The sequence below is a fragment of the Sulfitobacter sp. M13 genome (assembly GCF_053474885.1).
In genome coordinates, this window is record NZ_CM130281.1 from 2,686,126 (window position 1) to 2,705,264 (window position 19,139).

The window sequence follows — 19,139 nt, forward strand, 5'->3', positions numbered from 1 at the left end:
TCCCCCTTCCTCCAAAAGCAAAACGCGCCACATTCCTGCAGCGCGCCTTCCTGTTTTCATCAATTCCGATACCGGCTTAGCGAACCTTGAGCGTCGCCAGACCGATCATCGCCAGGATCAACGAAATGATCCAAAAGCGGATGACGATCTGCGGCTCGGCCCAGCCCTTTTTCTCGTAGTGGTGATGGATCGGTGCCATCAAGAACACGCGTTTTCCCGTGCGTTTAAAGTACAGCACCTGAATGATCACCGACAGGGCTTCGACCACGAACAGACCGCCGACAATGGCCAACACCAGTTCGTGTTTCGTGGCGACCGCGATGGCCCCCAACGCGCCGCCAAGGGCCAATGATCCGGTGTCGCCCATAAAGACAGCAGCGGGCGGAGCGTTGTACCACAAGAACCCCAGACCACCGCCAAAGATTCCGGCGGTGAACACCAATATCTCGCCTGTGCCCGGCACATAGTGCACGTCCAGATACTCGGTGAAATCGACGCGGCCCACGGCATAGGCGATCACGCCAAGCGCACCGGCTGCAATCATCACCGGCATGATCGCCAGCCCGTCAAGCCCGTCCGTCAGGTTCACGGCATTCGCCGCGCCTACGATCACGATGATCGAGAAGGGCACGAAAAGATAACCAAGGTTGATCAGCGTGTTTTTGAATACGGGAAGGGCCAGCTGGTTCTGCAGCTCTTCGGGGTGGAACTGCGCCGCCCAATAGGCCGCACTGCCCGCGATGATAAAGCCCAGCAACAGGCGCATCCGGCTCGAAACACCTGCGGTCGTCTGCTTGCTGACCTTGGCGTAATCATCCGCAAAACCGATCGCGGCAAAGCCAATTGTGACCAGCAGCACCATCCAGACGAACGGGTTGTCCAGCCGCGCCCAAAGCAGCGTCGAGGTCAGCAACGCGCCGACAATCAGCAATCCGCCCATGGTCGGCGTGCCCGCCTTGACGAAATGCCCTTCTGGGCCGTCATCACGGATCGGCTGCCCTTTGCCCTGCCGTTTGCGCAGCACCGCGATCAGCGGTTTTCCAAACAGAAAGCCGAAAATCAGCGCTGTCAGAAAGGCCCCACCGGCACGGAAGGTGATGTAGCGGAAGAGGTTAAAGAAATCGCCGCCATCCGACAGGAGGGTCAACCAATAGAGCATCGTACGCGTCCTAACTCAAAATCTAGTGGGCTCAGCCCCGTCGTTCATTCGGGACCGGATGGCCCATTTTGCGGATCGCGTCAACGATCAGTCCTAGTTTCATGGACAAGGACCCTTTGGCGAGCACAACATCGCCACAGTCCAGATGCCCCGACAGCCCCGGCAACAGCTCGGCTGCGGTTTCGGCCCATTCCCCGCGTTGATGCGCGGGCAGCAGATCATACAAGGACTTCATCAGCGGACCGACGCAATGAACCACATCCAGTGTTTTAGTCGCCTCCAGATGCGCCAAACCGGCATGCAGCGCGATCTCGTCGGGGCCGAGTTCTTTCATGTCGCCCAGATAGGCAATACGCCTGCCCTTGCTGACCCGCCCGATGTCATGGGTCACGTCGGCAGCGGCCAGCACCTCGAGAGCCGCGGCCATCGAGGTGGGGTTCGCGTTATAGCTATCGTCGATGAGGTTCAGCGTCAGATGGGTGTCCACAATATCCAGTTGGATCACTTCGCGCACGCCGCGGCCTTTATACGGGGTCCAACGTCCCAGCGACGCGGCAGCAAGGGCCAGATCAGCCCCCATCGCCTGCGCGGAGGCCAAAGCGCCCAAAGCGTTCATCGCAAAATGCCGTCCCGGTGTGCCGATCTTGAACAGCAGTGGTGTGCCGTCCGCGTCGGCACGCACCACCGTGGTATCGCCTTGCACCTGCACATCCAGCAGTTTGTACTGATAGCCATGTTCGCCGAATTCGACCTCGCGCAGGCGACGATCCACGGCCTTGGCCATCAGGATCGCGGCATGTTCGATATCGGCGTTGATCACGGCAACGCCACCCGGCTGCAGCCCGTCAAACACCGCGGCTTTTTCCACGGCGATCTCGGCGACATTCGCAAACGCCTCTAGGTGGACGGCGGCGACGGTGGTGATCATGGCAACGTCAGGCTTCGCCATTTGCGCCAGCGGAGAGATTTCTCCGGGGTGGTTCATGCCGATCTCGATCACGGCGTATTCGGTATCGGCAGGCATCCGCGCGAGCGTCAGCGGCACGCCCCAGTGGTTGTTATAGCTGTCGACAGAGGCATGCGCCCGCCCTTGATCCGCAAAGATCGCGAGCAGCATTTCCTTGGTCGAGGTTTTGCCGACGCTGCCTGTCACCGCGACGACCTTGGCCTGCGTGCGGGCACGCGCGGCTGCGCCAAGCGTCTCCAGCGCCTTGAGCACATCGTCGACGATCAGCAACGGCGCATCTTTGGCCACGCCCTCGGGCACATGGGTGACCAATGCAGCCCCTGCCCCTTTGTCCAGCGCCATGGCGACAAAGTCGTGCCCGTCGCGCACATCCTTCAGCGCGACAAACAGATCGCCTGGTGCGATGGTGCGGGTATCAATCGACACGCCGTCACAAGACCATGCGCCGATGGCGCGGCCACCTGTGGCGCATTCAGCTTCTTTTGCTGTCCATAAGCTCATGCCAGTCTCCCATCCAGCGCCGCGACAGCGACACTGGCTTGTTCCACATCATCAAAGGGGAGCACATCGTCCCCGATGGTTTGTCCGGTTTCATGTCCCTTGCCCGCGATCAGCAGCGCGTCGCCTGCGCCAATCGCGTCGATGCCGCGCAAAATCGCTTCGGCGCGGTCGCCGACTTCGGTGGCGTCGGGAGCGCCTTGCATCACGGCATGACGGATGCTTGCGGGATCTTCGGAGCGCGGATTGTCATCGGTCACAAACACCATATCTGCATGGGCCGCAGCGGCTTGTCCCATCAGCGGACGCTTGGCGCGGTCACGATCGCCGCCTGCCCCGACGATCGCCACCAGACGCCCCATCACATGCGGGCGCATCGCCTGAAGTGCTGTGGCGATGGCGTCGGGGGTGTGGGCATAATCCACAAATACCGCCCCGCCATTGTCGCGGGTCGCGGCAAGCTGCATGCGACCGCGCACGGTGGTCAGATGTGGCAACGTATCAAACACATGCGCAGGAGTGCCGCCGCAAGCGATTACCAGCCCCGCTGCAAGCAGGACGTTGTCGGCCTGAAAGCCGCCAATGAGGTTCAGCCGTTTCTGATAGGTCTTGCCACGATAGCTAAAACGCAGGTCTTGCCCCGTGGCGTCAAAACGCTGACCCGACAGGTTCAAATCGCCACCGTCGCGCCCAACCGTGATCGTCTCGCATCCCCGCGCCCGCGCGATGGCGACCATATCCACGCCTTTGGCATCGTCGATATTGATCACCGCGGTACCGTCTTCCGGCAGCACGCGCGAGAACAGACCGGCCTTGGCGTCGAAATAGGCGTCGAAAGTCTCGTGATAGTCGAGGTGGTCTTGGGTGAAATTCGTGAACCCCGCCGCCTTGAGCGTCACACCGTCCAGCCTGCGCTGGTCGAGCCCGTGACTCGAGGCCTCCATCGCGGCGTGAGTGATGCCGTTGGCGGCGGCCTCTGCCAAAGTGCGGTGCAGGGTGATCGGTTCGGGTGTGGTATGGGCCAACGGCGCTGCCCATGCGCCCTCTACGCCGGTGGTGCCAAGGTTGACGGCGGCCAGTCCCATTTCGATCCAGATTTGCCGGACAAAGGTGCTGACAGAGGTTTTCCCATTGGTTCCCGTGACGGCGATCATAACCTCGGGCTGTGCACCGAACCATAGGGCTGCCGCGCGGGACAGTGCCTCGCGGGGGGCATCAGTGACGACAACGGCCACCTTTGCCTTTGCCTGCGCCAACGCGTCAGCGGCCAGCGCCGCCCCTGCGGCGTCGGTCAGCACGGCCACCGCGCCCATGCGCAGCGCATATTGGATGAATTCGGCCCCATGTACCTTGCTGCCGGGCATGGCGGCAAACAAGGTGCCGGGCTGGACCTGACGGCTGTCAACGGCGACGCCTGTGACGGGCGGGTTGCCCCCCCCTTTTGCGGTCAGACCAAGGGAGGATAACGGGACGGCCTGTATGCCCATGGGGACGCTCTTTATATTAGTTGCTGCTGGACAGCGTTATACCAGCGAGGCTGTCCGGTTCAACAGTCGGTCGTAGCCCCAACAAGGGTGCGACGCGACGGACCATCTCTGCGGCGACGGGCACGGCTGTCCAACCGGCGGTGCGGCGCGGTTTATCGCCCGAGGTTTCAACCGGTTCGTCCAGCGTGACGATCAGCACATATTTCGGATCATGGGCGGGAAAGATGCTAGCAAAGGTCGCGATGACCGTATCCTCAAGGTATCCGCCGCGGGGGCCGGGCTTGTCCGCTGTCCCTGTCTTGCCGCCGATCTGGTAGCCGGGCACTTCCGCGAAGCTCGCTGTCCCTTCGGTTACCACGGCGCGCAGCATGGCACGGGCATCCGCCGCTGCACCCTCTGACATCACGCGGGGGCCCACCACAGGGGCCGATTGTTTGCGCAGCGTTGGCGTGACCTTATGACCGCCATTCGCGATTGCGGCGTAGCCTGCCGCCAAATGCATCGGGCTAGACGACAGGCCGTGGCCATAGGACACAGTCACGGTGCTCAGTTCCTGCCAGCGCTGCGGCAGCAAAGGCTTACCACCAGAGGCTTCGACGATTTCGAACCCGGTCGGCTCAAAGAAACCAAGGCTCTTGAGGAACTCTTGCTGGCGCTCGGCCCCGATCTCGAGCGCGAGCCGCCCGGTCCCGCGGTTGGAGCTGTGAACGATGATACCGGTCACGGACTGCTTGCCGTAGTTTTTCCCGTGGAATTCGCCAATGCGGAAGCCACCGACCTTCATCGGGCCGGAGGTGTCGATCACCGTGTCCGCCGTGACGATGCCAAGATCGATTGCCTGCGCTGCAGTGAAAATCTTGAAGACCGAACCCAGCTCGTACACACCCTGAACGGACCGGTTGAATAATGGGCTGTCTGACGCATCGCCCTTTACCGCCGCATGGGGACGATCGTTGGGGTCAAAGGACGGCAAAGATACGGCGCTGATGACCTCGCCCGTATGGACGTCCATCAGAATAGAGGTCGCCCCTTTGGCGTTCATCAGCTTCATGCCGCCATAGAGGATACGTTCGGATGCAGCCTGCACGGTCATGTCCAGCGACAGCTCGAGCGGCTTGTTACCATTGGCAGGGTCACGGAGATAATCGTCAAAGTATTTCTCAGCACCCGCAACGCCGATCACCTCGGCGGCGTGCACGCCCTCACGGCCATAGCTGGCCCCGCCCATGATGTGCGCAGCCAGTGCCCCGTTGGGATAAAGGCGCATGTCACGCGGGGCAAACAACAGGCCCGGTTCGCCAATCTCATGTACTGCCTGCATTTGCTCGGGGCTGATTTTCTTCTTGATCCACAAGAACTTACGCTTGCCTGTAAAGTCACGCATCAGGCGTTCTTCGTTCAGGTCCGGGAACACGCCCATCAGCTTTTTCACGGCACCGCGCGGGTCAATCATATGGTGCGGTTGCGCATAAAGCGCGTGTGTCTCAAAGTTGGTCGCCAGCAGGTTGCCGTTACGATCCACAATATCGGCGCGGGTGGCAGAAATCACCGAACCGGGGGCCGCCGCACGCGGCTCTGTCGGGTCTGTAGTGGCCATGACGCCCATGCGCGCGCCAACGACGGCGAAGGCACAAAAGAAGAATACACCCAGAACCAACAAACGCCCTTCTGCCCGCTGCCGTGACGCGTCGCGCATCTGCTCGTGACGAATGCGCTTGTTCTCGCGTTCGATCGCATCGGGGTTTTCGCCCTTTTGGCGGGCTTCAAGAATACGGGCCAGCGGGCGTAGCGGGGTGCGGATCATTCGGGTGCCTCCATGGAGGATACATCAACGCCGTCGGTGATCTCGAATAGGGGCAGTTCGGGCAAGGGCGGATAGCTGACCTGATCGATGGAGCCGAACTGGTCGGGATGCAGCGGCAACAGGTTGAGACGGTCAAAGTTCAGCTCTGCCAGATCGCGCAGACGGTCGGGGCGGTTCTGGTAGGCCCATTCCGCCTTGAGCACGGCAAGTCGGCTATAGGCTTCGCGAATTTCATAGCGCAGGTCATCGGCGTCGCTCAGGGCTTGCTGGGTCGCGTAATTCTCGCGGTAGGCCCAAAAGGCAAGGCCGATCACCGAAAAGGTGGTCAGGATGTAAAGCACGGTTCTCATACGGTTAATCCCCTAACCATAGGCATGCCAAGCGCCCTGCCGTCGATGCTGCCGGCAGGCGCATCTGTGCGTACTGCAACGCGCAGCTTGGCCGACCGGCTGCGCGGGTTTTCATCAAGCTCTTGCGCGTCGGGCCCGATGGCCTTGCGCTTGAGGATTTTAAACTGTGGCGCGGGCGCGTCGATTTCGGGCGCAAAACGGTTCGCATTTCCCCCTGCCCCGGCGCGGGCGGTCAAAAAGCGTTTGACCATGCGATCTTCGACCGAATGGAAGGTCACAACAGCCAGCTGGCCGCCGGGCTTTAACGCGCGTTCCGCCGCCATCAACCCGTTGAAAAGCTCGCCATATTCGTTATTCACAGCAATGCGCAGCGCCTGAAAGCTGCGGGTCGCGGGGTGGGACTGACCGGGCTTTGACCGCGGCAAACAGCCCTCTACCAGACCCGCAAGCGTCAGCGTTGTGGTGATCGGAGCGTCTTCGCGGGCGCGCACAATGGCTTTGGCGATCCGGCGACTGGCGCGTTCTTCGCCGTACTGAAAGAGGATATTAGCGATCATCTCTTCCTCGGCGTCATTGACGATATCCGCCGCTGAGGGGCCGTCCTGGCTCATGCGCATGTCGAGCGGCCCGTCGCGCATGAACGAAAACCCGCGCTCTGCCAGATCCAGCTGCATAGAGGACACGCCGAGGTCCAGCACGATGCCGTCCAGATCCTGCGCATAGTCGTCCATCTTGGAAAACACGCCGCGCTGCATGACGATTTTATCGCCATAGTCACCGGCCCAGGCCTGCGCCATCTCGAACGCCAAAGGGTCGCGGTCAACCGCCACCACCTGCGCAGCACCGGCATCCAGCAGCCCGCGGGTATAGCCCCCCGCGCCAAAGGTGCCATCCAGCCAACGCCCCGACACAGGTGCCACCGCCGCCAGCAAGGGGCGCAGCAGAACCGGAGTATGGGGGGCGGAAGGGGTGTCGTTGCGTCCGCTCATATCGATCAGGCCTCCGGCGTGCCGTCCAAAAAGGCCATCGGATCAAAGTCTTCTGGCAACTCGTCCAGCCATTCCTCTTCGCGGGCCTTTTCTTCGGTCTCGTAGGTTTCGGGCTTCCAGATCTGGAAGGTATCACCGGCGGCGATAAAGAATGCTTCGTTTTCGAGATCAATTTTGTTGCGCAGCTTGGCTGGCAGCACCAAACGGCCCGTTTCATCGACCGAGGTCGGAAAGGACTGACCGTGGAACAGACGTTGCAACATCTTACGCTGCATCGATCCACGTGGGAGGGCGTCGATCTTGTCGTCGACCTCGTCGATGGCCTGCATGGTGTAGCATTCAAGATAGCTGCGGCGGCTGTCGCCATAGACGATTACCAGCTCGGGCGTGCCACCGTTCTGCCAATTCGGATCACCGGCTTCCAACACACGACGAAAAGAGGCTGGGATAGACACCCGCCCCTTCGTATCGACCTTGTGTTGGCTTTCGCCTCTGAACCTGCGGCTCACGTGTTTGTCCCTGCCTGTGACGCTGATGCGCCTTAAACTTTTGCCCCCGGCGGTAGATGTAGAAACGGCGGGTTGATCTGCTGCCACTGATCAACCCGCCGCCCGTCCCGCCTTGGCGGGGAAGTCCGACTGCGCGCGCCACCTGGGGGGATGTCTGCTCGCTCGCGCGCCGGATCTCTTGGTCTGATGAAAGCGAGGTGCCTGTATGAACCTGCTAGAGTTTTATTTGGTCGTTGGGGTCGTTTGGTGCCCCGTGTCCCGTTCTCATCCGATGCACTAGGGATGCCATGGGAATTGATGGGCGTCTATAAGTTTTTTGGGAAATGCACACTAAACTTGGTTTTACACAGGGTTGTAAAACAACATGTGGGGAGAACATCGGGGGCATTTCTGGCTCATATCGGTAAGTTATGGCGTATAAACACAATATATTGACAAAAAATGAACGCGCCAAATTTTCCCACAATTTCCCAACATTTTTTGACCACAGAGTTATCCACAAGCCAGGTTCGCCACTTGTTCCGCAATTTATACATCAGATATTTAGCTTTGTTCCGCAAACTGGGGCTTCCGCGCCGCAGACGGCCAATTTCCGCCGAATCATCTTGCCAATCCAGCACAAGAAGCTGAGCGGGCTCCCATGATTTCCCATGGCAATTCCCATACGCTCCCATAGCTCGGATTTATTGGCGCTCGCGTCAGATACAGAAACGCCGCACAAAATACATGCGCGGCGTTAAACTTTAATACAGAGGTAGCTGCGGGCCGCTCTAAGCCATCCCGCCCTTGATCAACCCTTCGGCGATACGCGCATAGGCCTGCGCCATTGGACCATCACCCGCTGCCACCGGCGTCCCACTATCGCCCGAGAGGCGCGTGTCCAGATCAATGGGTAGGCTACCTAATAACGGTATATCCATCCTGGCGGCCTCTGCGGCAACACCACCGTGACCAAAAATTTCATGCTGCGATCCGCAATCGGGACAGACAAACAGCGACATATTCTCAATCAACCCCAGTACGGGCGTCTTTAGTGTATTGAACATATCAATCGCCTTGCGCGCATCAATCAACGCCACATCCTGCGGCGTCGACACCACGATCGCGCCGGACAGCTCGGATTTGGTGCAAAGGGTCAGTTGCACGTCGCCCGTCCCCGGCGGCAGATCGACGAGCAGCACGTCAAGCTCGCCCCACTCCACCTGCCCAAGCATCTGCTGCAGCGCGCCCATCAACATAGGACCACGCCAAACGACCGCTTTACCCTCTTCCATCATAAAGCCGATAGACATCAAGGTTACCCCATGGGCATGCAGCGGGATGATCGTCTTGCCATCGGGCGACGCAGGCCGCTTGTTCACGCCCATCATGCGCGGCTGGCTGGGGCCATAGATATCGGCATCGAGCAGACCAACTTTGCGCCCTGCCCGCGCCAGCGCGACCGCAAGGTTGGAGCTGACGGTAGATTTACCCACCCCGCCCTTACCAGATCCGATGGCTAGAATACGCTGAACCCCTGCCGGCTTCATCGGACCCTCCTGCGCCTTCGGATGTCCGCCGATCTTGAGGCTGGGTGCCGCCTGCTTGGGCGCAGGGCCGTGGGCGGTCAAAGCAACCGTGACGGAACCGACACCATCAACTTCACGCACCACCGCCTCCGCCGCGTCGCGCAAGGGGGCCATCTGCGCCGCGACCTGCGCATTCGGTGCCTCTATAACAAACCGCACCACATCGCCCTCAATAGTTAAAGCGCGGATAAGGTCGTGATCGAGAATCGACTTACCGTCTGGCAACTTCACGCGAGCCAGAGCTGTTTCAACGTCGGATTTAGAGAGTGGCATGGCGTATTCCTTTAGAGACCGCCTTTGACATGGCAGTTTCTGGCTAAATCGCAACCCTGCGTTCAAATCCCGCACAGGACCAAGGCAAAACGAACATTTTCCGCCCAATAATTACGCATTCACCCCATGTTTTCGCTGCATAGCAGCATTGCACGATTAGATAATTGTGCAGGCGCAGCAAATAGGTCAAAAAGACTTCAGGAACGCAGATACTGCGCTCCAAGTTTAAGACCAAACCATCCATCCTCCTCCCGGATGTGTTTGTTTTCGGCGGCGATACCCTCCTCCTCCCTGGTATCGTCGCCATTTTTTTTCACATCATCGCAATTCCGGATCCAAGCGTTTACGCTGTGGTTATTTTTGTTCCCGTTCAGGACGTTACGTCACCTTCCCCTATGCACTTTCTGCATAGCAGCATTGCCGATCTGGCTGTTGTGCAGATGCAGCATTTTCATACATAACCAACACAAGACGAATGATAACGAACTCAGACGAAACAAGACGAGGTACTCCGATGGCCTACTTGAACACCACAACCGCACCGACCCTGGCAGACCGTTTTGCCGCGCTGATGTCCACATTTGAGACTCGCCGCAAGCAACGCCGGGTATACCGCTCGACCTTCAACGAACTCAGCTCTCTGTCCAACCGCGAGCTGAACGACTTGGGCATGGGCCGCTCGCAAATTCGCGGCATCGCACTGGAAACAGCGCGCAACGCTGCTTAACTGATACCGGATCGGGCACACGCACCCTCCCTGTTGTGTGCCTGTAGAAAGCTTCGGGTCTCCTCCTCCTCCCTGAGACCGGCGGCTTTCACTAACGTCCCCTTCCCCCTTTCCTCCCGATTGGATTGGGGACGTAGATAAAGACGGCGGTGCTTTCCTCCCAAAGCACCGCCGTTCTTGCATTCAAAGTTTGATATTCGGTTAAGCTGACATCGCTCCGTTCAAAACGGGACGTCGTCCGACGTGCTCAGGTAGCGCGAAACAACCTTTTTGACGCCCGCCTTGTCAAAGGCGATCTCGAGCTTATCCCCTTCGATTCCAATAACTTCACCGTAGCCGAACTTTTGGTGGAAAACGCGTTCCCCCATGGCAAAGCTGCTAACGGCAGACATATCGATTGTCATATTGCGGGCCTCGGTGGGTTGACTGGTCCCGCGTCCCTGGCTGCGCGTCTGCAACCTGCGCCACCCCGGCGAGTTATAAACATTCGCCTCGGCCGCCTTTTCGTGCAGATTCGATTTGGGCATCGCGGCACCATACCCGCCGCCATACAGACCAGGCGGTGTCAGCACGTCGACGTGCGCTTCGGGAAGTTCATCAATAAACCGCGACGGCATGGCGCTTTGCCACTGCCCGAACACGCGCCGATTGGCCGCAAATGAGATCGTGCACAGCTGCTCCGCCCGCGTGATCCCAACATAAGCAAGCCGGCGCTCTTCCTCCAAGCCCTTAAGGCCGGATTCATCCATAGACCGTTGCGACGGGAACAGCCCATCTTCCCAACCGGGCAGAAATACGGCCGGGAATTCCAGCCCCTTGGCCGCGTGCAACGTCATGATCGACACCTTTGCGCCACCATCGTCACTTTCATTGTCCATGATCAGGCTGACGTGTTCCAGAAAGCCCTGTAGATTCTCGAACTGCTCCAGCGCCTTAACCAGCTCCTTCAAGTTCTCAAGCCGCCCGGGTGCCTCTGGCGTTTTGTCGTTCTGCCAAAAACCGGTATAGCCGCTTTCATCCAGTATGATCTGTGCCAGTTCGATATGGCTTACTTCAGGCGGGCCATATTCATTGTGAAACAGCGGCGCGCCCTCGTCGATCACGCTATCATCATCGACCATAACTTGCAGCCGAGGGCCCCTTGCCAGTTCAGACCACCTTTGAATACCATTAATAAGCAAGCGCAGCTGCGCCGCGCCGCGACCACCGATGCCCCCATTCGCCAACAGAATGCGGGCCCCTTCAACGAGGTTAACACCATTCTCCCGCGCTGTTTTCTGAATATTCTGCTGCGCCTTGTCGCCCAAACCACGTTTCGGCGTATTAACGATTCTCTCGAACGCGAGATCGTCATCCGGTGATGTCACCACTCGGAAATAAGCCATTGCGTCGCGAATCTCTAACCGCTCATAGAACCGCGGGCCGCCAATCACGCGGTATGGTAGCCCAATGGTCAAAAAACGGTCTTCAAAAGCGCGCATCTGGTGCGAGGCCCGCACGAGAATTGCCATTTCATCCAACGTATAAGGGTCCAGCGCTCTGGTTCCGCGCTGCAACGCTTCGATTTCGTCACCGATCCAGCGCGCCTCTTCCTCACCATCCCAATGCCCGATCAAACGAACTTTTTCCCCTTCACGGGATTCCGTCCACAACGTCTTGCCCAAACGCCCCTCGTTTCCGGCAATCACGCCCGACGCTGCGGCTAGAATATGCGGGGTTGAACGATAATTCTGCTCAAGCCGGACGACATGCGCCCCGGGAAAATCCTTTTCGAACCGTAGAATGTTACCCACTTCGGCACCACGCCACCCATAGATCGACTGGTCGTCATCCCCGACGCAGCAAATATTCTTGTGGCCGGATGCAAGCAGGCGAAGCCACATATACTGGGCGACGTTGGTATCCTGATATTCGTCCACCAAGATAAATTTGAACCAGCGCTGGTATTGCCCCAACACATCTTCGTGCTTTTGAAAGATGGTGACCATATGCAATAGCAAGTCACCAAAATCACAGGCGTTCAGGTCCTTCAGCCGCGCCTGATACTGCGCATAAAGCTCTGCCCCGCGGTGGTTGTAAGCCCCCGCATCGGCCGCAGGAATCTTGTCAGGTGTCAGCGCACGGTTTTTCCAACCATCAATCACCCCCGCAAGTAGCCGCGCGGGCCAACGCTTGTCATCAACGCCTTCCGCCTTAATCAACTGCTTGAGCAGGCGCAGCTGGTCGTCCGTATCCAGAATGGTAAAGTTCGATTTAAGCCCCACCAATTCAGCATGACGACGCAACAGCTTAACGCAGATCGCGTGAAAAGTGCCGAGCCAAGGCATCCCTTCGATACTTTGCCCCAGCATATGTCCGACGCGGTTTTTCATCTCTCGCGCGGCCTTGTTGGTAAAGGTCACGGCAAGAATTTCATTCGGCCGGGCGCGTCCGGTATTCATCAGATGCACGATCCGCGCGGTTAACGCCTTGGTCTTGCCCGTCCCCGCACCGGCCAGCATCAAGACGGGACCGTCCATCTGTTCTACCGCGGCGCGCTGCGCAGGGTTTAACCCGTCTAGATAGGGTTGCGGACGCGCAGCCATAGCGCGCGATGATAAGGAAGCGCCTTCGAAGGCGGCCATTTCGTCGAAATCATTCATGCCACCAATCTATCGTGCAAAAGCACCAAATAAAAGACGCGTTCGCAAAATGTTCTTGGTGCAATTCTAACAATTTCTTCGCTGAATGCGTTCTAGGGCGAAGATGTGATTTGTATCTTAGCTGTCCGCTCCTCCTTCTATCGGCTGCCGCTTTTGGACCTCCCCCTTCGTACCAGCCAACATCTTTCCAAAGGGTAAAAAATCCAAGCAATTCAAAAAAACTTCTGCTTGCACGTAACTTCATTCAGACGCAACAATGCCGCAGCGCAGCGTTACAGATCACGCTACATGCTTGAAAACGAAGATTTCTTGCCAGCAGGAAGGCCTATATATGACCGACTTTAAGAAAATTCTAATCGCGAACCGCGGCGAGATCGCCATTCGAATTATGCGTGCGGCCAACGAGATGGGAAAAAAGACGGTCGCCGTGTTCGCCGAGGAAGATAAGCTGGGGCTGCACCGATTTAAAGCGGACGAAGCCTACCGAATCGGAGCCGGATTAGGGCCCGTTGCCGCTTATCTTAGCATTGATGAAATTATTCGTGTCGCAAAAGCCTCTGGGGCGGATGCGATCCATCCCGGTTATGGCCTCTTGTCGGAAAATCCCGATTTTGTAGATGCTTGCGCGCAAAATGGCATTACCTTCATCGGCCCTCGGGCTGAAACGATGCGCGCTTTGGGTGACAAGGCCAGCGCGCGCCGCGTCGCGATGGAAGCCGGTGTGCCGGTCGTGCCCGCGACGGATGTATTGGGCGACGACATGGAGCTCGTGCGGAAACAGGCTGCAGAAGTTGGCTATCCGCTTATGCTCAAGGCATCTTGGGGGGGTGGTGGACGCGGGATGCGTCCCATCGACAACGAAGGCGAGCTTAAAGAAAAAGTTTTAGAAGGGCGGCGCGAGGCCGAAGCTGCCTTTGGAAACGGCGAAGGATATTTGGAAAAGATGATCCTCAAGGCGCGCCATGTCGAAGTGCAGATTCTCGGCGACAGCCACGGCGAAATCTACCATCTATTTGAACGGGATTGTTCGGTTCAGCGCCGCAACCAAAAGGTTGTAGAACGCGCACCCGCCCCCTACCTCACCGAAGAGCAGCGCGCCGAGATTTGCGAATTGGGCCGAAAAATCTGCGCTCATGTGAACTATGAATGTGCTGGTACCGTCGAATTCCTCATGGATATGGACGACGGTAAGTTCTATTTTATCGAAGTAAATCCAAGGGTTCAGGTTGAACACACCGTGACCGAGGAAGTCACCGGCATCGACATCGTACAAGCCCAGATCCTGATCGCTGAGGGCAAGACCATCGCCGAGGCGACAGGCAAGGCGACACAGGCCGATGTCCAGCTGAACGGCCATGCCCTACAGACACGGATCACCACCGAAGACCCGCAAAATAACTTCATCCCTGATTACGGTCGCATCACCGCCTTTCGCGAGGCGACAGGTATGGGCATCCGCCTTGATGGCGGCACTGCCTATTCCGGCGGCGTTATCACGCGGTATTACGATAGCCTGTTGGTCAAAGTCACCGCCAAAGCGCAAACGCCAGAGCAGGCGATCGCCCGCATGGACCGCGCCCTGCGCGAATTCCGCATTAGGGGCGTTTCCACGAATATTGCATTTGTCGAAAACCTGCTGAAACACCCGACTTTCCTCAATAACAGCTACCACACCAAATTTATTGACCAGACGCCCGAGCTGTTCACGTTTGAAAAGAGACGCGACCGGGCGACGAAAGTGTTGACTTATATCGCCGACATCACGGTGAACGGGCACCCTGAAACAAAAGGGTTCGAGCGCCCCGCTGCAGCCGTGCGCGCGCCACAACCCCCTGCTGCCCGCGCCGAACCCATGATGGGCACACGTAACTTGCTCGAGCAGAAGGGCCCACAGGCTGTCGCCGACTGGATGGGACAACAGCGGCAGCTGCTGATCACCGATACCACCATGCGCGACGGCCACCAGTCCTTGCTTGCCACGCGGATGCGCAGCCATGATATGATCAAGGTTGCCCCGGCCTATGCTGCTAATCTTCCACGACTTTTTTCTATGGAATGTTGGGGTGGTGCCACGTTCGACGTGGCCTACCGGTTCTTGCAGGAATGTCCGTGGCAACGCCTGCGCGACCTGCGCGCGGCCTTGCCCAACGTGATGACCCAGATGCTGCTGCGGGGATCGAACGGCGTTGGTTACACCAACTACCCCGACAATGTGGTACAGGAATTTGTCCGCGTTGCCGCAACCGAAGGCGTAGATGTATTTCGCGTTTTCGATAGCCTGAACTGGGTTGAGAACATGCGCGTCGCGATGGACGCGGTGATCGAGAATGACAAAATTTGTGAAGGTACCGTTTGTTATACCGGTGATATTTTTGACCCTGACCGCGCCAAATACGACCTAAAATACTATGTCGCCATGGGCAAAGAGCTGAAAGCGGCCGGCGCACATGTTTTGGGCCTGAAAGACATGGCCGGTGTGCTTAAACCAAATGCCGCCAGAGCGTTAATTAAAGCGCTGAAATCCGAGGTCGGACTGCCGATACACTTCCACACCCATGACACCGCAGGCGCAGCCATCGCGACCATCATGGCGGCGTCAGAAGCGGGTGTCGACGCAGTGGATTGCGCGATGGACGCGCTATCGGGGAACACCTCTCAGGCGACGCTCGGGTCTGTTGTAGAGGCGCTGAAACACACGGATCGCGACACAGGTTTGTCGATGGACGCGGTGCGCGAAATCTCGAACTATTGGGAAGAGGTACGCAAGGAATATGCAGCCTTTGAGACAGGCATGCAGGCCCCCTCCTCCGAGGTATATTTGCACGAGATGCCCGGTGGTCAGTTCACCAATCTCAAGGCGCAAGCCGCGTCAATGGGGCTGGACGACAGGTGGCCCGAGGTTGCCAAAACCTATGCCGAAGTGAACCAGATGTTCGGCGATATCGTCAAAGTCACCCCGTCTTCCAAAGTAGTGGGCGATATGGCGTTAATGATGGTATCCCAAGGGTTAACCCGCACGCAGGTCGAAGACCCCAAAGCGGAAATGTCCTTTCCAGACAGTGTGATCGATATGATGCGCGGCAATTTGGGCCAACCCCCCGGCGGGTTCCCTGCCGCGATTGTCGACAAGATTCTAAAGGGCGAAAAACCTAATACAGCACGTCCCGGTGCCCATCTGCCCTCCACGGACCTAGAGGCAACCCGCAATGAGCTGCGCGACTTGCTAAAAGGGGCTCAGGTCGAAGACGACGATCTGTCAGGCTATTTGATGTATCCCAAGGTCTTTTTGGACTACATGGGCCGGCACCGCACCTACGGTCCCGTCCGTGTTCTCCCGACGCGCACTTTTTTCTACGGGATGGAGCCCGGCGAAGAAATCACCGCAGAGATCGACCCGGGCAAGACACTCGAGATCCGCCTGCAAGCGCTGAGCGAGACCAACGAAGACGGCGACGTCAAAGTCTTTTTCGAGCTGAACGGTCAGCCGCGCGTGGTGCGTGTGCCCAACCGCCTGGTCAAAGCAACGACCGCGCAGCGTCCGAAGGCCGAGATCGGCAACGTCAATCACATCGGCGCACCGATGCCGGGGGTTGTGGCCTCTGTCGGGGCGACTGTGGGGCAAAAGGTCAAATCAGGCGACCTGCTGCTCACCATCGAAGCCATGAAGATGGAAACCGGAATTCATGCGGACCGTGATGCAGTGGTCAAGGCGGTGCATGTCACCCCAGGTGGCCAGATCGACGCCAAGGATCTGCTGATCGAACTAGAGTAACCGATTAAGGGGCCAAGCGTGTCTATGCCGTGTCGCTTGGCCCTGATCCCCCCTATATTCCAAGCCAGCGCTGCGGATGGACGTCCCAATGCCCTATGAATGGACAACGCACCGTACCCCCCCAACGCAGATCCTAACCCTGCGGCCGCATCAATCCCTGTCGGCAAAGGGCTTTGCCAGTTTTATCCTGACAACATTTATCCTGATTCTGATCCCTGTACTGTCCCTCTTGGGGACCGTGTTGCTATGGGGATTGCTTCCTTTCATTCTGGCCGCCGTAGCAGGCATTTACTGGGCGCTTCAGCGCAACCATAAGGCCAGAGAGATTGAAGAAGTGTTCACACTCGACCACCACACCGCCCATTTATTGCACCGCACAGCCGGAGGCGACGTCAAGGAGTGGCAATGCAATCGCCATTGGACCGTCGTCACTAAATATGAAAAAGACGGCCCCGTACCCCATTATGTGACCCTGCGCGGTATGGGACGCGAGGTCGAAATAGGCGCATTCCTGAGCGAGGAAGAACGGATCACCCTTTACGATGAGCTGAACCGTTCATTGCTCCGTTGAGCGTTAGCTCAGACGCTCTTTAACCTTGGGCCCAACCGCGCCAAAATCCATTTGTCCCGTGTACTTAGCCTTGAGCAAGCCGATCACCTTGCCCATGTCACGGATCGAGGTCGCGCCCACTTCGGCGATCGCGTCATCCACCGCTTTGGTGCTTTCTTCTTCGGTCAGTTGGCGCGGCAAGAACTCTTCGATTACGCCGATCTCTTCACGCTCACGGTCGGCTAGGTCAAGCCGGCCACCCTCTTCATAGGCGCGTACCGATTCCATACGTTGTTTCGCCATTTTGCCTAAAATCGCGAGCACTTCTGCATCGCCAACACCGGCATCGCCTTCATCAGCGCGCGCCGCGATGTCTTTGTCCTTGATCGCCGCGTTGATCAGCCGCAAGGTCGAAAGGCGCTTGGCCGCCTTGTCCTTCATTGCCTGTTTCAGTGCTTCCGAAATGCGAGTCCGCAGTACCATTACCATCGTCCTTTTGACCCTAAGGGGAATTAAGCCGTGCAACATAGACATATTGCGCCGCGCAGGCAATGCCACGCAGGCCTGCTAAGCCATTGTTAAATATGTATATTTCATTTTAGACACCCTATTGACCCCGGCAGCACGCCGCCTTAGGTTGCCACCGTTTAACTCCATATACCTGCCGCTGGAGGCCCCCCACATGACCGCGACCACATCACCTCGTCCGACTGCCTGCTTGGCGCTAGCGGACGGATCGCTTTTCTACGGCATGGGCTTTGGCGCAACGGGCGAAACCGTGGCCGAGCTTTGCTTTAATACAGCAATGACCGGCTATCAGGAAATCATGACCGATCCGTCTTATGCGGGGCAAATCGTGACGTTCACCTTCCCTCACATCGGCAACACCGGCACCACCCCCGAAGACGACGAAACCGGCGATCCGGTAGCGGCGGGTATGGTCGTAAAGTGGATGCCTACGGACCCAAGCAGCTGGCGCTCCGTGCAGCCGCTGTCCGATTGGTTGGCGTCCCGCGGGCGTATCGCCATCGGTGGCATTGATACACGCCGCCTGACCCGGGCAATCCGTCAGCAAGGCGCGCCCCATGCGGCACTGGCACACAACCCGGACGGCATTTTCGATGTCGAAGCTCTGGTCGCCGCCGCCCGCGCGTTCGCCGGTCTAGAGGGTATGGATCTGGCAAAAGACGTCAGCTGTAAGCAATCTTATCGCTGGAATGAAATGCGTTGGGCTTGGCCAGAGGGATATACCGAGCAGGAGAATGCGCCACATAAAGTTGTCGCGATCGACTATGGTGCCAAACGCAACATCCTGCGCTGCCTCGCCTCGGTTGGCTGTGATGTCACGGTCCTGCCCGCATCTGCAACATATGAAGATGTAATGGCTCATAATCCCGATGGCGTTTTCCTGTCGAACGGCCCTGGCGACCCCGCTGCAACCGGTGTTTATGCCGTGCCGATGATCAAGGAAGTTCTTGAAAAAACGCAACTTCCGGTTTTCGGCATCTGCCTTGGTCACCAGATGCTAGCGCTCGCGTTGGGCGGTCAGACGGTCAAGATGAGCCACGGCCACCACGGTGCGAACCACCCCGTCAAAGATATCGATACGGGGAAAGTCGAAATTACCTCGATGAACCACGGGTTCGCCGTTGATGCGCAAAGCTTGCCAAGCGGTGTCGTGGAAACGCATCAATCGCTGTTTGACGGATCCAACTGCGGCATTCGGATGGAGGGGCGTCCGGTTTGGTCCGTCCAGCACCACCCCGAAGCCAGCCCCGGCCCGCAAGACAGTTTTTATCTATTCGAACGTTTCGCCGCAGCCATGGCGGAACGGGCCAGCTAGG

General features: G+C 58.2%; 14 protein-coding genes. 4 read left to right on the forward strand and 10 right to left on the reverse strand.

What is annotated here, in order from left to right:
- Positions 1–76: 76 nt before the first annotated feature.
- The 8 genes from mraY to ACVBAU_RS12915 all read right to left on the reverse strand — a co-directional run bounded on the left by mraY (position 77) and on the right by ACVBAU_RS12915 (position 9,604).
- Positions 77–1,159 carry a phospho-N-acetylmuramoyl-pentapeptide-transferase gene (gene mraY, locus ACVBAU_RS12880; protein ID WP_138922961.1) on the reverse strand — a complete coding sequence of 361 codons (1,083 nt, stop codon included), beginning with the start codon at positions 1,157–1,159 and terminating at the stop codon, positions 77–79.
- Between the two features lie 31 nt (positions 1,160–1,190).
- Complete coding sequence (locus ACVBAU_RS12885) at positions 1,191–2,627, reverse strand: UDP-N-acetylmuramoyl-tripeptide--D-alanyl-D-alanine ligase (protein ID WP_448326702.1); 1,437 nt, start codon at positions 2,625–2,627, stop codon at positions 1,191–1,193.
- Entirely contained in the window at positions 2,624–4,111 is a 1,488-nt protein-coding gene (locus tag ACVBAU_RS12890) for a UDP-N-acetylmuramoyl-L-alanyl-D-glutamate--2,6-diaminopimelate ligase (RefSeq protein ID WP_448326703.1), read from the reverse strand. Before ACVBAU_RS12890 ends, ACVBAU_RS12885 begins: the two co-directional genes overlap by 4 nt.
- 16 nt (positions 4,112–4,127) lie before the next feature.
- Positions 4,128–5,915 carry a peptidoglycan D,D-transpeptidase FtsI family protein gene (locus tag ACVBAU_RS12895; RefSeq protein ID WP_138922958.1) on the reverse strand — a complete coding sequence of 596 codons (1,788 nt, stop codon included), beginning with the start codon at positions 5,913–5,915 and terminating at the stop codon, positions 4,128–4,130.
- The gene (ftsL, locus tag ACVBAU_RS12900) at positions 5,912–6,265 is read right to left on the reverse strand and encodes a cell division protein FtsL (RefSeq protein ID WP_005854161.1); all 354 of its coding nucleotides are present in this window, start codon (positions 6,263–6,265) and stop codon (positions 5,912–5,914) included. Before ftsL ends, ACVBAU_RS12895 begins: the two co-directional genes overlap by 4 nt.
- Positions 6,262–7,254 (reverse strand): 16S rRNA (cytosine(1402)-N(4))-methyltransferase RsmH, encoded by a 993-nt coding sequence (gene rsmH / locus ACVBAU_RS12905; protein ID WP_448326704.1) that lies wholly within the window; start codon positions 7,252–7,254, stop codon positions 6,262–6,264. The genes ftsL and rsmH overlap by 4 nt, the downstream gene beginning before the upstream one ends.
- A gap of 5 nt (positions 7,255–7,259) precedes the next feature.
- Positions 7,260–7,763 (reverse strand): division/cell wall cluster transcriptional repressor MraZ, encoded by a 504-nt coding sequence (gene mraZ, locus ACVBAU_RS12910; protein WP_138922956.1) that lies wholly within the window; start codon positions 7,761–7,763, stop codon positions 7,260–7,262.
- A gap of 770 nt (positions 7,764–8,533) precedes the next feature.
- On the reverse strand, positions 8,534–9,604 hold the full coding sequence (locus ACVBAU_RS12915) for an Mrp/NBP35 family ATP-binding protein (RefSeq protein WP_448326705.1): 1,071 nt from the start codon (positions 9,602–9,604) through the stop codon (positions 8,534–8,536).
- Positions 9,605–10,118: 514 nt separating this feature from the next.
- Here ACVBAU_RS12915 and ACVBAU_RS12920 point away from each other — a divergent pair.
- Positions 10,119–10,331 carry a DUF1127 domain-containing protein gene (locus ACVBAU_RS12920; protein ID WP_093732517.1) on the forward strand — a complete coding sequence of 71 codons (213 nt, stop codon included), beginning with the start codon at positions 10,119–10,121 and terminating at the stop codon, positions 10,329–10,331.
- Positions 10,332–10,552: 221 nt separating this feature from the next.
- On the opposite strand, the gene ACVBAU_RS12925 is transcribed toward ACVBAU_RS12920, so the two are convergent.
- Positions 10,553–12,973: an ATP-dependent helicase gene (locus ACVBAU_RS12925; protein WP_448326706.1), complete on the reverse strand. Its 2,421-nt coding sequence runs from the start codon at positions 12,971–12,973 to the stop codon at positions 10,553–10,555.
- 331 nt (positions 12,974–13,304) lie between these two features.
- Between ACVBAU_RS12925 and ACVBAU_RS12930 the strand changes: the two genes are divergently transcribed.
- Both ACVBAU_RS12930 and ACVBAU_RS12935 read left to right on the forward strand, forming a co-directional pair.
- On the forward strand, positions 13,305–16,745 hold the full coding sequence (locus ACVBAU_RS12930) for a pyruvate carboxylase (RefSeq protein ID WP_448326707.1): 3,441 nt from the start codon (positions 13,305–13,307) through the stop codon (positions 16,743–16,745).
- 88 nt (positions 16,746–16,833) lie between these two features.
- On the forward strand, positions 16,834–17,316 hold the full coding sequence (locus ACVBAU_RS12935; protein ID WP_448326708.1) for a DUF2244 domain-containing protein: 483 nt from the start codon (positions 16,834–16,836) through the stop codon (positions 17,314–17,316).
- Positions 17,317–17,319: 3 nt separating this feature from the next.
- Here the strand turns inward: ACVBAU_RS12935 and ACVBAU_RS12940 are convergent, their stop codons facing one another.
- A complete protein-coding gene (locus tag ACVBAU_RS12940; protein WP_138922951.1) occupies positions 17,320–17,778 on the reverse strand; it encodes a GatB/YqeY domain-containing protein in 459 nt (152 codons plus the stop codon).
- Positions 17,779–17,977: 199 nt separating this feature from the next.
- Between ACVBAU_RS12940 and carA the strand changes: the two genes are divergently transcribed.
- A complete protein-coding gene (gene carA, locus ACVBAU_RS12945; RefSeq protein ID WP_335744253.1) occupies positions 17,978–19,138 on the forward strand; it encodes a glutamine-hydrolyzing carbamoyl-phosphate synthase small subunit in 1,161 nt (386 codons plus the stop codon).
- Position 19,139 lies beyond the last annotated feature (1 nt).